The organism is Pantoea sp. AG702 (genome assembly GCF_003182295.1).
GTDB lineage: Bacteria > Pseudomonadota > Gammaproteobacteria > Enterobacterales > Enterobacteriaceae > Pantoea > Pantoea ananatis.
This window is the reverse complement of record NZ_QGTU01000007.1, coordinates 146,370-160,206: the sequence shown is the minus strand read 5'-3', so window position 1 is coordinate 160,206 and position 13,837 is coordinate 146,370. Positions and strand designations below refer to the sequence as shown.

Sequence of the window (13,837 nt, the reverse complement as noted above, 5' to 3'; positions counted from 1 at the left end):
GCCAAATCAGTATTCATCACCGCGAACGCGGCTACGGTAGCTTTCCCAGTCAAAGCGAACCCACAGGCTATTGCCCAGCCGCATGCGATCCATAACGCGTTCACCCAGCAGCGCATTCATCCCGGCGTGATCGAGGTTAGACAGCATGCCCGTCGGGCGTTTCGAGGAGGAACGGCGGTCCACAATCTGGTTGATAATCACTTTCTCGTAGCGCGATTCACTCTGCATACCGATCTCATCGATCACCAGCAAATCAACGCTGCTGAGATCCTGAATCAGTCGTTCTTCCGTAATATTGCTGCTGCCGCTGAAAGTGCCCTTCATGCTCGACATCAGATCTGCCACCGTAACGATTAGCACGCTCTTGCCACGTAAAATCAGATCGTTACCAATGGCGGCTGCCAGGTGGTTTTTGCCGGTGCCTGGACGGCCAGAAAAAACAAAGCTGGCAATACTGCCATCAAATTCGGCCGCATACTGGCGAGCCAGTTCCAGCGCTTTGCGTTGGCCTTCGTTTTCAACCCGATAGTTATCGAACGAGCAGTTGATGTGTAGCTCGCGAATGCCGGAACGGCCCATGATGCGCTGCATTTTCATCGCACGATTTTCGCGCACGATAGATTCTGATCGCAGACGGCCCTGTTCCTGATTCCAGGCCAGTAATTCTTCACCGTTTGTGAACTTGGGTCGGGTACCCGCGGGCATCATTCGTTTCAGACGGTTAAACAGATCGTTCGGCGTTTTCATTATTCACCCCGGAAACCATCAGGAATTGTGCTGTCAGGATTTGGCAACTGTGTAATGTCACGTCTGGGTTGTCCGCCATTGGCCGCCCGATTCATTTGCAGGCTGCGTGCCAGCTTCTGCTGCCACTGCACATGATGAAACAAACGCCCTTCCGCCTGCCAGTAGGCCACAAAGGCAGCCAGTTCAGCTGGCGTCACCGGTTCGCTTAGTGCAACGCCCCAGATGGCCGCCTGTCGCGTAAAGTCAGCGTCCGGCTGCCAGCCATCATACATGGCGAATTTACCCACCGGCGTATGCAGCGTAGCAGAAACATCGTCATACAGGCTGTCGTCCAGCGCCACATCACTGGGTTGCTGGGCGGCGGCCTCAAGTGCCAGTAGCCGCGCGAGGCGCGCTGGCGTAATGGCATACATTACGGGCGTATAATTTTCCAGCACCGCCAGCGTGCCGTCTTCAGCCTGCTGCAAGGCGCTGAGCGGATCCTGACGGAAAGCCTCAAGACCAATAAGCGTTGACGTTAAGATTTTGACTGACATGAAAAGACCTGCGGTTAACTTACACCGAACACCGGATAAAATTTCCAGTGCAGAAGCGGATATTGTACCTTTTTTAACGCGCGGGATCGCTGAAAAAGCGTTGAGGTTTTCCACCCAACCGGATGCGTTCACACAATGGCTGGGCGGACGTGGCGTAAGCTGTCTTACGCTTTTAGCGACGGGTTTGCCACAGATAGCGGAGCCCGGCCAGCCAGCACAGGCTGTAGCCCAGTAATTCCACGCCTTCTTCGGCCATGTTTTTTACGCCACGATTGTAGTGATCGGGCATCAGGTGAGACCACAGCGTGTTCATCCCAAACAGTCGGGAAAAAACCAGCACGATCATCAATCCGGCAGCCATAACGGGCCAGCGGTTGTGCCTGAGGAGATCGGCCAGCGCGCTCAGGGTCTGCTTTGGGGTACGCATGGCCACCGCTAAACTGCCCAGCGCGATCGCCAGCGCAAACCACACCCAGCTACCATGACGGATGAGATCGAAGAAAAAATCCAGTTCACGAATAAGCATGCAACTGTAAAAACCGGCAATTAGGGTTAATCCACCGCGTTGTGCAGGCCGATGACGGGCGGCAATAAAAAACAGTGCGGCAAGACTGAATAACAACAGTTCCTGCGCGGTTTCGGTAAAAGACGCTTCGTGCAGCGCATTATTCATCCAGACCACATCGATATAGATGGGGCCGATCATGAAGGTGATAAACAGAGAAGCAAAAAGAAATACGGTGAGCTCACGCCCAATAAGGATGACATTGTTACGCATGGAGTTACCTGAAAATGACTATCGTTATCATTGTATTTACATTCGTTATCGCTGCCTTCGCTTTTTATGCGTGATCGGTTCAGCTAAATGCATGACTGCAGCGGATAACCGAAGCGGCCTCGCAATTTACTGTGACTCGGGTTCAAATGTTGGAGGATTCCCTCTACTATCGAGGCAATAAACATGGCCTGGCATAAAAGGAAAAACACGATGCAACGATGTGGCTGGGTAACGCAAGATCCTGTCTATCTGGCGTATCACGACGACGAGTGGGGCAGACCGCAGAGGGATAAGCAGGCGCTGTTTGAAATGCTTTGTCTGGAAGGCCAGCAGGCTGGGCTATCCTGGATTACCGTACTGAAAAAACGCCAAAATTACCGCGCCGCGTTTCACCAGTTTGAACCGCAAACCATTGCGCAGATGGACGATCAGGATATCGCCCAACTGATGCAAAACAGCGGCATTATTCGTCATCCCGGAAAAATTGCGGCCATTATTGCTAATGCCCGGGCGATGCTGGCAATGGAAGCAAAAGGGGAGGATTTTGCCCACTTTGTATGGCAGTTCGTTGATAATCAGCCTGTCGTCAATCATGTTGCCGATTACAAACAAAGCCCCACCACTTCTGCGCAGGCTATCGCGCTTTCAAAAGCGCTAAAGACCCGTGGTTTTAAATTCATCGGCCCGACAATTTGTTATTCATTTATGCAGGCCTGCGGCCTGATAAACGATCATCAAACCAACTGCTTTTGTCATCCTGACAACATTTAACGTCGATCCTTTACAAAATAAGACATTGTCTCAGGATTTTCCTCACTTTTGCGCGGCATAATCAATGCCAACCGGGGACAAGGTGCCTCGTTGTGATGAATCTAAGGGACAAATAATGCAGAAAAAGTTAATTGCTCTCACCGTGCTGTTGAGCGGTAGTTTGGTGGTATCAGGTTGTACAACTAATCCTTATACCGGTGAGTCTCAGGCGGGAAAATCCGGTGTAGGCGCAGGTTTGGGCGCATTAGTGGGTGCTGGCGTTGGCGTGCTTTCCTCTTCGAAGAAAGATCGGGGCAAAGGTGCGTTAATCGGTGCAGCAAGCGGCGCGGCGTTAGGCGGCGGCGTGGGCTATTACATGGATGTTCAGGAAGCGAAGCTGCGTGACAAAATGAAGGGAACCGGCGTTAGCGTTACGCGTCAGGGCGATAACATCGTGCTGAATATGCCGAACAATGTGACCTTTGATTCCAGTAGCAGCAGCCTGAAACCGGCGGGCGCTAATACGCTGACCGGCGTCGCTATGGTGCTAAAAGAGTATCCTAAAACCGCCGTGAATGTCGTGGGACACACGGACAGCACCGGCTCGCGTGCTTTAAATATGCGTCTGTCGCAGCAGCGTGCAGAGAGTGTGGCCAGCGCGCTGATCGTTCAGGGTGTAGCCGGCAACCGCTTGCATACCCAGGGGGCAGGTCCAGACAGTCCAGTTGCAACCAACAGCACTGAAGCCGGTAAGGCACAGAACCGCCGCGTTGAAATCACGCTCAGTCCGTTAAATTGATCATCTCGCCCCCGTCGCCGGGGGCAAAGTCAGACTCGCTGTCCTTTTTTCGACGGCTTTTGGTAATAAAATGGGTAAGGTTTCCAGTTGGGAACCTGCGCACGGTGCCTGTCAACGCTTTATGCAAGAATGGTTCAAATTGAACAATGGATAACGCATCATGTCACTTAAAGCCATTGCGTCAGTACTGGGTCTCTCCGTTACCACAGTGAGCCGGGCACTCAACGGCTATGAAGATGTGGCAAAGCAAACGCGGCAGCGCGTGGAAGAAGAAGCGCAGCGGCGCGGCTACCGTCCCAACGTTGCAGCGCGACGGTTGAAAACCGGCCGTGCCAATGCGGTTGGCCTGGTTTATCCAATGACCACACCCGCTTTCAACGATACGCACTTTAACAAGATATTACTGGCGCTCGATCAGCGTCTTTCCCAACACGATATCGATCTCGTGTTGTTAACAGATAAACTGCATGACGGGCAGCGTTCACTGATTCGCATGCTGCGCAGCCGGGCAGTGGATGCCATTGTTGTTACGCACACGTCACCTCATGACGCGCGCCTGCTCAGCCTGCAGCAGAAAGGCGTGAGTTTTCTTACGCTGGGACGCAGTGATTCAGAGCAGAATCATGCCTGGTTCGATGTTGATAACGCCGCAGGTTCGGCGCTGGCGGTAAAACACTGCCTGGCGCTGGGTATGCAACGCATCGCCTGGCTCGGGGGCAATACAACCTGCACCTTTGTGCGCGATCGTCGCCAGGGCTACCTCAACGCAATGGATTCCGTACCGCCCTATGCCACGGCGGTGGTTGCGCCGTCGCGCCGGGCGGGCTATCAGCAAACCACAGACTGGCTGGAACAGGGGCTGCAACCTCAGGCCATTATCACCGATTGCAGCGCCCTGGCGGAAGGCGCGCTCGTGGCCTTACAGCAGGCGGGCCGCCTGGAGGGTGATACTGCTGTTGCCTTAGTGGCATGGGATGGGCTACCGGTCGACGCCATTATCGATCATCCGGTTATCGCCATTCGGCAGGCCAGCGAGCAGCAGAGAGGCGAGCAGGTTGCGATGATGGTGATGCGGCTGCTGGAAGGAGCACCGCTGGCGGAGTTACAAGTACTGTGGCAACCCTGGCTGCAATTTCCCCAGTAACGCGAACGTTTTTGCCATGTTGTATGGCTGTGGTAGTCTCGCGGGATGCTTAATTTGCGGAATACTTTATGAAAATCAGGCCGCCTCGCGCCACTATCAGCGATGTTGCTCATGCGGCAAAAACCGGTAAAACCAGCGTCTCGCGCTATTTAAACGGCGAGCAACATCTGCTTTCTGCCGATTTAAAAATGCGCATCGAGCAGGCGATTAGCGATCTTAACTATCGGCCAAGCCAGATGGCACGTGGCCTGAAACGGGGGCGTACCCGACTCATTGGCCTGATCATCGCCGATATCACCAATCCCTATTCTGTAGACGTCATGTGTGGCATTGAAGCGGCCTGCCGTGAATGTGGCTTTACGTTACTGATGTGTAATACCAATAACGAAGTCGATCTGGAGCAACATTACCTGCAATTGCTGAGCAGCTATCAGGTTGAGGGCATTGTCGTTAACGCCGTTGGCATGCATGAAGCGGTACTGAGCCGACTACAACAGTCTTTACTGCCCATGGTGCTGATCGACCGAAAAATCCCTGATTTCCCCTGCGATGTGGTCGGGTTGAATAATGCCGAAGCGGCAGAAACGGCCACAGCCCATCTTATTGACAACGGTTATGAGTCGCTGCTGTTTCTCAGCGAACCCTTAGGCAGCGTGAATACGCGCCGGGAGCGACTGCAGGCGTTTCGGCAACGTCTTGCTGCACATCCCGCAATCGCCCATGAGAATGCGGAAGTCGCGCTGCACCAGCCCGGGATAATGGATAAGATTCTGCGCGACTTTCATCAGCGGCACGCGGGAAAACGCTGTGCGGTAATGGTAGCCAATGGCGCCCTGACCTTGCAGGTGGCTCATTCTCTGCAGCGTCTTGCCCTGCGCTGGGGTAGAGATATTGGCCTGTTAGGGTTTGACGAGCTCGAATGGGCTGCGTTGGCTGGCGTCGGTATTACCACCTTAAAGCAGCCCACCTGGCAAATCGGTTATCGCGCGCTCGAACGTCTTATATCCCGTATTGAGGGGCACGACCATCCACCTTGTGAACAGGTTTTTTCAGGCGAACTCATCGTGCGCGGTTCCAGCCAACGCCTCGGCTGATTTTCAGACTCTTCCCTTCGATTACGTGCTCGCTTCGTGAGCACGATCATACTTCCGCATTTTGCTACTTTGCTTTGGAACCGGTTCCATTTAACGTTTTTATAACGTTAATGCAGATTTTCACATCAGGAGTCGTAATGAAGCCCGAAATCATCGTCGTGGCCGCCGCGTATGGTCATCAACAGATTGCTGAGCTGGGCGGGCAGGCCGCGCTATTGCCCCTTATCCAGCAGGCGGGCGCCGACGGTGTGGAAATCCGCCGTGAACTGTTTGATGAGACCACGTTAGCCCATTTACCCGCGCTGGCGCAGGCAGCGCAGGTGCACCAGCTGCGCATCAGTTATTCGGTACCCGACACCTTGTTCTGTGAGGACGGCAAACTTAACCCCTTACTGGACGGTTATTTTTCCGAAGCACGTCAGTTGAATGCACAGCGGCTGAAAGTGGCGCTGGGTAACTTTACGGGCGCGCTGTACAGCGAAAAGCTACGTGGCTTGATGACAGAATATGGCGTGCCCCTGACTGTGGAAAACGATCAAACCCGCTTCGGCAAACAGCAACCGATGGTAGGGTTCTTTAAGGCCGCCGGTGAGGCGGCGCTGCCGATTACCATGACATTTGACATGGGTAACTGGTGCTGGACAGGTGAAGACCCGATCCAGGCGGCTGGTCTGCTGGCTGAGCATGTGGGTTACGTGCATGTCAAAGCGGCGGTGCCGCAGGGGACAAGCTACCGCGCCATCGCGCTGGATGATGCCGGCCCTGGCTGGCAAAGCCTGTTACACAGGTTGCCAGCAGCAGTGCCTCGCGGCATTGAGTTTCCGCTGGAAGGCGACGATTTGATTGCGGTGACGCGCCATTATGTGACGCTGCTGCGTAACGTCTGAGGAGTACATATGACTACCCATCCAAACGGCACGCTTGATGTAATCACCATCGGTGAGGCCATGGCCATGTTTGTCGCCCGTGAAACGGGCGATTTGGCCGCAGTAGACACCTTTGTGAAGCGCGCCGCTGGCGCAGAGCTGAACGTCGCTATTGGTCTGGCGCGACTGGGGCTGAAAGTGGGCTGGGTGAGCCGCGTGGGGCAGGACGCCTTTGGTCGCTTCATCTGTCAGGTGCTGGATAAGGAAAATATCGATCATCGTCAGGTGACCGTTGACCCGCGCTATCCAACCGGCTTCCAGCTGAAATCCAAAGTCGACGACGGTTCAGATCCGCTGGTGGAGTACTTTCGTAAGGGCTCCGCCGCCAGTCATCTGTCGCCAACAGATTTTGATCACGACTATTTTGGCGCTGCACGTCATCTGCACCTCAGCGGGGTGGCAGCAGCGATTTCAGACAGCTCACTTGAGCTGACAAAGCATGCTGCGAAAGAGATGCGGGCGCGAGGCAAAACGCTTTCGTTTGACCCCAATCTGCGTCCAGTACTGTGGCGCAGCGAAGGCGAAATGCGCAAGCAGCTCAATCTGTTAGCAGAATACGCGGACTGGGTACTGCCTGGCGAAAAAGAGGGCTATATCTTAACTGGCTATCGCCAGCCGCAGGATATCGCTGACTTTTATCTTGATAAGGGCGTAAAGGCGGTGATCATTAAAACCGGCTGTGAGGGGGCCTGGTACAAGACGGCCAGCGGTGAACAGGGCCAGGTGGAGGCGATGAGAGTGGATAACGTCGTCGATACTGTAGGGGCAGGGGATGGCTTTGCCGTGGGTGTGATTAGTGCGTTGCTGGAAGGGAAGCCACTGGTGCAGGCGATCCGCCGGGGTAACAAAATAGGTTCACTGGCGATTCAGGTTATTGGCGACAGCGAAGGGTTGCCGACGCGTCAGCAGTTAGGCGATGCATAGCCCAGCCCTCAAACACAGACAGAGGAGTTCCCGATGAAAACGCAGACGATCGCGCCAAAACGCTGGTGGTTCATCATGCCCATCGTGTTTATTACATACAGCCTTGCCTACCTTGACCGTGCCAATTTTAGTTTTGCCTCAGCAGCGGGCATTAACGACGATTTGGGCATCACGAAAGGCATGTCGTCACTACTGGGCGCCTTGTTCTTTCTGGGATATTTCTTTTTTCAGATACCCGGCGCGATTTATGCCGAACGCCGCAGCGTAAAAAAACTGATCTTCTGGTGCCTGATTCTGTGGGGTGGCTGCGCCTCACTGACCGGCGTAGTCAGTAATATTCCCATGCTGGCGGCCATTCGCTTTATCCTCGGCGTGGTTGAAGCGGCCGTAATGCCTGCGATGCTGATTTATATCAGTAACTGGTTTACTAAATCTGAACGCTCGCGGGCTAATACCTTTCTGATCCTGGGCAATCCGGTCACGGTATTATGGATGTCAGTGGTCTCCGGTTATCTGATTGAGGCCTTTGGCTGGCGGGAAATGTTTATTTTTGAAGGCATTCCTGCGGTTATCTGGGCCGTAGCCTGGTGGTTTATGGTGCAGGACAAACCCTCACAGGCACGCTGGATGAGTGAGGTCGAAAAAGCCGCGCTGCAGGCCGAGTTGCAAAAAGAGCAGGAAAGTATCAAGGCCGTGCGTAACTATGGGGAAGCCTTCCGTAACCGCAATGTGATCATTCTTTGTATGCAATATTTTGCCTGGAGCATTGGCGTTTACGGTTTCGTGCTGTGGCTACCTTCAATTTTGCGTAACGGTACGCAAATGGGCATGGTGGAGGCGGGCTGGTTATCGGCAGTGCCTTATCTGGCGGCGACCATTGCAATGGTGCTGGTGTCCTGGGCGTCAGACAAAACCCAAAACCGTAAGTTATTCGTCTGGCCTTTATTGCTGATTGGGGCGCTGGCCTTCCTCGGCTCCTACCTGGTAGGATCGGGCAATTTCTGGCTATCCTATACGTTGTTAGTGATCGCCGGGGCTGCGATGTACGCGCCATATGGCCCCTTCTTTGCCATTATCCCGGAAATGTTGCCACGTAATGTTTCAGGTGGCGCAATGGCCCTGATTAACAGTATGGGTGCGCTGGGTTCCTTTATCGGCTCATGGATTGTGGGTTATCTGAATGGCGCGACCGGGAGTCCTTCTGCCTCCTATATCTTTATGGGAGGGGCGTTACTGCTGTCAGTGGTACTGACGCTTATCGTCAAACCTGCACAAAATAAGGCGCCGTCGCTTCATGGGGCGAAACCGGCCTGAAAGCGTAAGCGTTAGCCTCTTCTCCGGGCGACCTTAGCGTTGCCCGTCATCTATTTACAGGAAGCTATCTGATGAAACCCGCCGTCATTCTATACAAAAAATTGCCTGACGATCTGCGTGCGCGTCTTGCTGAACATGCCACGGTGACTGAAATGAAGGATCTGTCGCCAGAAAGCCAGCAGCAGCACGAAAAAGCGCTACAGGAGGCAGAAGGATTACTGGGCTCGGGCGGCAAAGTTAATCGCGATCTGTTGGCAAAAATGCCCAGACTGCGGGCCTGCTCAAGCGTGTCTGTGGGCTATGACAACTTTGATGTGGATGCGTTAAATCAACGAGGCGTGGTGCTGATGCACACGCCGACGGTGCTGACTGAAACGGTCGCCGACACCATCATGGCGCTGGTGCTCAGCAGCGCGCGCCGCATTCCGGAGCTGGATGCCTGGGTCAAGGCTGGCAACTGGCAAAAAAGCATCGGACCGGCGCATTTTGGTATTGATGTACACCACAAAACGTTGGGCATTCTGGGGATGGGCCGCATAGGCATGGCGCTGGCCCAGCGGGCGCATTTCGGTTTTGGCATGAAAATTATTTATCAGGCTCGCCGCCAGCACGCGCAGGCTGAGTCACAGTTCGCCGCAGAACGGTGTGAACTGGAAACGCTATTGAAACAGAGCGACTTTGTATGCATCAGCCTGCCGCTGACTGAAGAGACTTACCATTTGATCGGCGCGGAACAGCTGAAACTGATGAAATCCAGTGCGGTACTGATCAATGCCGGCCGTGGGCCAGTGGTGGATGAAAACGCCCTGATTGCCGCCCTGCAGGAGGGCACTATTCACGCCGCCGGGCTGGATGTCTTCGAAAAAGAGCCTTTACCCACTGACTCGCCGCTGCTGTCGTTACCGAATGTTGTGACGCTGCCGCACATTGGTTCAGCGACCCACGAAACCCGATACGGAATGATGCAGGATGCGGTTGAAAACCTGATTGCAGCCCTTAACGGCAATGTAGAGAAAAACTGCGTTAATCCGCATGTCCTGACGTAATCCCCACGGCTTTCCATTGCGCCCGCCGGGAGCGGGCGTTATGGTGGTTCTCCCATTATTCATTACAAATTTTTAACCGCTATGGCCTTTTCTCAGTTCGGCGACAAATTTACTCAGCATTCCGGCATCTCACGTCTGATGGAAGACATGGGTGCAGGCTTACGCACGCCAGGCACTATCATGCTTGGCGGTGGCAATCCCGCGCAGATTCCGGAGATGAACGACTATTTTCAGCAGTTGCTGCAGCATATGCACGATGAAGGCAAACTGAGTGAGGCCTTGTGTAATTACGATGGCCCTCGCGGCAAGGCGGTGCTGTTGGATGCGCTGGCGACGATGTTGCGAGAGCAACTGGGCTGGTCTATCACTGCACAGAACATCGCCCTGACCAACGGCAGCCAGAGCGCGTTTTTCTATCTGTTTAACCTGTTTGCAGGGCGCCGCAGTGACGGCAGCAAAAAACGCGTGCTGTTCCCTCTGGCCCCCGAATATCTGGGCTATGCCGATGCGGGTCTGGATGACGATCTGTTTATTTCGGCCAAGCCGAATATTGAGTTACTGCCGGAAGGGCAGTTTAAGTACCACGTCGATTTTGAACATTTGCCCATGAATGATGACGTCGGCCTGATTTGTGTATCACGCCCGACGAATCCAACCGGTAACGTGATTACCGATGACGAACTGCTGAAGCTGGATGTGCTGGCGCAGCAGCATGAGGTTCCGCTGCTGATCGACAATGCCTATGGCGTCCCCTTTCCGGGCATTATTTTCAGCGATGTCCGGCCTTTGTGGAACCCCAATATCATTCTCTGCATGAGCCTGTCCAAACTCGGCCTGCCTGGCGCGCGCTGCGGAATTATCATCGCTGATGAAAGTACCATCACGGCGATTAGTAACATGAACGGCATTATCAGCCTGGCACCGGGCAGTATTGGGCCCGCTATCGCCTGTGAAATGATCCAGCGTGGCGATCTGTTGCGGCTGTCTGAAGGGGTGATCAAACCCTTCTACCAGCGCAAAGTCATGGAGACGATTAACATTATTCGTCGTTATTTGCCCGCAGAACGTTGTCTGATACATAAACCCGAAGGGGCGATTTTCCTGTGGTTATGGTTCCGCGATTTGCCGATCAGCACGGAGCTGCTGTATCAACGGCTTAAGGCGCGAGGCGTACTGATGGTGCCCGGGCACTTTTTCTTCCCGGGGCTGGAACATGACTGGCCGCACACGCATCAGTGCATGCGTATGAACTACGTGCCGGATGCGGAAAATATTGAACGAGCCGTACAGATTCTTGCAGAGGAAGTGGAGCACGCCTGGCGGGACAGTTAGACCTGCTCCCGGTCTGAACACGGACAGCCCTATGTGAGGTTACCTGGTTATACGCCACGCTGCCTCAACCTGATATTGAGGGGCTGCCGAGACCTGTTTTTGCATTATCGATAGATGCGATTGAGCTCAGCGCTATTGTGGCCTGAGACGGGCAAAAGGAGTGTGCTGTGTCGGGAAAAGATATGCTGTTGGCCCTGTGCGTGGTGGTTGCCTGGGGCGTGAACTTTGTGGTGATCAAACTGGGCCTGCAGAATATGCCGCCCTTCCTGCTGGCCGGGCTGCGTTTCGCCCTGGTCGCCTTTCCTGCCATTTTGCTGGTGCGTCGTCCTGCCGTGCCACTGCGCTGGATTTTACTCTACGGGATGACCATCAGCTTTGGACAGTTTGCGTTTCTGTTTTTGGCGATCAAGCTGGGCATGCCCGCAGGTCTGGCCTCGCTGGTGCTACAGGCCCAGGCGTTCTTTACGTTGCTACTCGGCGCGCTGTTCCTGGCAGAGAAACTCCGCTGGAACCATATCGCGGGCATTATTATCGCCACGCTGGGCATTTTTTTGTTAGCGACCTCAGGAATGGTGGGCCAGAGTGCGGCTGGTATTACGCTCACTACGATGATGCTTATGCTGGCAGCGGCATTCTCCTGGGGGCTGGGGAACATCACGAATAAGATCATTACGCGTCACTATCCGGTGCCGGTGATGTCGCTGGTGGTCTGGAGCGCACTGGTCCCGGTTATCCCCTTTATTGGCTGTTCGCTGCTGTTCGACGGTAAAGCCGCGATAGTCAGTAGCCTGGCGCAGATTAACCTGCAGACGGTACTGGCGCTCGTTTATCTGGCCTTTATCGCGACTATTTTGGGCTATGGCATCTGGAGTACGCTGCTTAGCCGTTATGAAACCTGGCGCGTGGCACCGCTTTCTCTGCTGGTTCCGGTTGTTGGAATCGTCAGTGCAGCCTTGTTGTTGAACGAAACGCTGTCACTCCAGCAGGTTGTCGGCGCTGCGGTCATTATTGTCGGCCTGCTGGTGAATATGTTTGGTGGCATGATCAGGCAGCGGTGGTTTATGCGCCCGCAGATCTAAAGTATCAGGCTGAGGTTGCAGGCCTCTGACGAGCATACAACCTCATTTTCTGATTGTTTATCCGTGGGCGTGATGATCAAAGCCATAGAGATCTGATGGATTATCGCGCAAAATCAACAACCTGTCCGCAGACGAAGGTGCCCAGTGCGCCAGTAAATCGAGCATAGCGGCATCATCGGGCTTATCATTTTCTGCTTTTGTCGGATGGGGCCAGTCACTTCCCCATAACAGGCGGTCTGGCCGGCGCCTTACCAGTTCCGCAGCGACCTGGCCGACATCCTCATAACCCGGTGGTCCGATGCGCGACTTGATATAGGGTCCAGACAGTTTTATCCAGGTATTACCCGCGTCAAGAAGACGGGTTAATGTCTGGAAACACGGCGCTTTTGTCCCCTCGGGTTGCGGAACATGTCCCATGTGATCGATAACCAGCTTTGTCGGCAATGCTCTCAGGCGCGATGCCAGCTCAGCCAGTTTTTCACCGGGCGCAACAACCTGAATATGCCATCCCAGTGGTGCGATTCGAGAAGCAAGAGGCTCCAGACTGTCCAGAGAGGTTCCCCCTCTGCTCAAATTAAAACGGATACCACGCACGCCCTGCCGGTCCATTTCTTGTAGCTCTGCATCACTCACCGAAGCGTCGACAACGGCCACGCCCCTTGCCTGTCCACCACTCTGCCTGAGACCCTCAATTAAAAGCCGGTTATCTGTGCCGTAGGTCGAAGGTGTGACAATGACCATGCGGTGAAGTCCCAGCCGGGTTTGTAACTGGTGGTAGTCGGCAAGAGAGGCATTGGCGGGCCGTAAGCTGGCACCGGGCGCAGCAGGGTATTTATCGTTATAAAGGTGCATATGGCAGTCCACGCTGCCTTCGGGAACGCTCAATACAGGTTGTTTTTCTCCTGAGCTAAAAGGTGTGCTGCTGAGGGCGTTAAAAACCGTTAGCGCACTCAGCGCACCGCCGGCCTGTAATATAAAGCGTCGGGTTATAGCCATTAAGAGACTCCTTACATGTTGGAAAGAGTATTTAATGCATCGTCGTGTAACGTTATATTCTAATCTGTCGTTACGGTTAAGTTTATCGCTAAGCGTTTTTGGTCAGCATGATTTATAAAAATAAATTTAATCCTGTGTGAGTGTATAGGTGATGAAATGTTATAGGAAAATTTTTAAGGAAAATAAGTGATGAGAATGGCCAGGGTTGAAGGGGATGTTATTGCATGCGTGTTTTTACGTGAAGCATATAAAATGATTGGTTATCACACATGAGTGGTCATTATTTTCATTGGTAGGGCGTTTAAATATAGAAGTCGGCGCGGCATTATATTTATTAACGACAGGTCAGCAGGCATAAATATGGAACGCACT

The 13,837-nt window shown here is 53.8% G+C and carries 14 protein-coding genes; 10 read left to right on the top strand and 4 right to left on the bottom strand.

Going from position 1 to position 13,837, the window contains the following annotated elements:
* Positions 1-6: 6 nt before the first annotated feature.
* The 3 genes from dnaC to DFO57_RS17795 form a co-directional block, all read right to left on the bottom strand.
* Positions 7-747, bottom strand: coding sequence for a DNA replication protein DnaC (gene dnaC / locus DFO57_RS17805; protein ID WP_013023975.1), 741 nt, complete (start codon positions 745-747; stop codon positions 7-9).
* Complete coding sequence (dnaT, locus tag DFO57_RS17800; protein ID WP_014332936.1) at positions 747-1,283, bottom strand: primosomal protein DnaT; 537 nt, start codon at positions 1,281-1,283, stop codon at positions 747-749. Before dnaT ends, dnaC begins: the two co-directional genes overlap by 1 nt.
* Before the next feature lie 172 nt (positions 1,284-1,455).
* Complete coding sequence (locus DFO57_RS17795) at positions 1,456-2,061, bottom strand: hypothetical protein (RefSeq protein ID WP_014332935.1); 606 nt, start codon at positions 2,059-2,061, stop codon at positions 1,456-1,458.
* Between the two features lie 210 nt (positions 2,062-2,271).
* Here DFO57_RS17795 and DFO57_RS17790 point away from each other — a divergent pair, with 210 nt between their 5' ends.
* The 10 genes from DFO57_RS17790 to DFO57_RS17745 all read left to right on the top strand — a co-directional run bounded on the left by DFO57_RS17790 (position 2,272) and on the right by DFO57_RS17745 (position 12,469).
* A complete protein-coding gene (locus tag DFO57_RS17790; protein ID WP_026020892.1) occupies positions 2,272-2,832 on the top strand; it encodes a DNA-3-methyladenine glycosylase I in 561 nt (186 codons plus the stop codon).
* Between the two features lie 115 nt (positions 2,833-2,947).
* On the top strand, positions 2,948-3,610 hold the full coding sequence (locus DFO57_RS17785) for an OmpA family lipoprotein (protein WP_041457429.1): 663 nt from the start codon (positions 2,948-2,950) through the stop codon (positions 3,608-3,610).
* A gap of 160 nt (positions 3,611-3,770) precedes the next feature.
* The gene (locus tag DFO57_RS17780; protein ID WP_110015557.1) at positions 3,771-4,754 is read left to right on the top strand and encodes a LacI family DNA-binding transcriptional regulator; all 984 of its coding nucleotides are present in this window, start codon (positions 3,771-3,773) and stop codon (positions 4,752-4,754) included.
* 68 nt (positions 4,755-4,822) lie between these two features.
* A complete protein-coding gene (locus DFO57_RS17775) occupies positions 4,823-5,848 on the top strand; it encodes a LacI family DNA-binding transcriptional regulator (protein ID WP_013023981.1) in 1,026 nt (341 codons plus the stop codon).
* Positions 5,849-5,985: 137 nt separating this feature from the next.
* Positions 5,986-6,735: a sugar phosphate isomerase/epimerase gene (locus DFO57_RS17770; protein ID WP_014332930.1), complete on the top strand. Its 750-nt coding sequence runs from the start codon at positions 5,986-5,988 to the stop codon at positions 6,733-6,735.
* Positions 6,736-6,744: 9 nt separating this feature from the next.
* Positions 6,745-7,698 carry a sugar kinase gene (locus DFO57_RS17765; protein ID WP_013023983.1) on the top strand — a complete coding sequence of 318 codons (954 nt, stop codon included), beginning with the start codon at positions 6,745-6,747 and terminating at the stop codon, positions 7,696-7,698.
* A 33-nt stretch (positions 7,699-7,731) separates the two neighbouring features.
* Positions 7,732-9,012 carry an MFS transporter gene (locus DFO57_RS17760; RefSeq protein WP_013023984.1) on the top strand — a complete coding sequence of 427 codons (1,281 nt, stop codon included), beginning with the start codon at positions 7,732-7,734 and terminating at the stop codon, positions 9,010-9,012.
* A gap of 71 nt (positions 9,013-9,083) precedes the next feature.
* The gene (gene ghrB, locus DFO57_RS17755) at positions 9,084-10,058 is read left to right on the top strand and encodes a glyoxylate/hydroxypyruvate reductase GhrB (RefSeq protein WP_013023985.1); all 975 of its coding nucleotides are present in this window, start codon (positions 9,084-9,086) and stop codon (positions 10,056-10,058) included.
* Between the two features lie 81 nt (positions 10,059-10,139).
* Positions 10,140-11,390: a valine--pyruvate transaminase gene (locus tag DFO57_RS17750; RefSeq protein WP_013023986.1), complete on the top strand. Its 1,251-nt coding sequence runs from the start codon at positions 10,140-10,142 to the stop codon at positions 11,388-11,390.
* 167 nt (positions 11,391-11,557) lie between these two features.
* Complete coding sequence (locus DFO57_RS17745) at positions 11,558-12,469, top strand: O-acetylserine/cysteine exporter (RefSeq protein ID WP_013023987.1); 912 nt, start codon at positions 11,558-11,560, stop codon at positions 12,467-12,469.
* 57 nt (positions 12,470-12,526) lie between these two features.
* Here the strand turns inward: DFO57_RS17745 and DFO57_RS17740 are convergent, their stop codons facing one another.
* Positions 12,527-13,465: an amidohydrolase gene (locus DFO57_RS17740; RefSeq protein WP_110015556.1), complete on the bottom strand. Its 939-nt coding sequence runs from the start codon at positions 13,463-13,465 to the stop codon at positions 12,527-12,529.
* Positions 13,466-13,837: the final 372 nt, after the last annotated feature.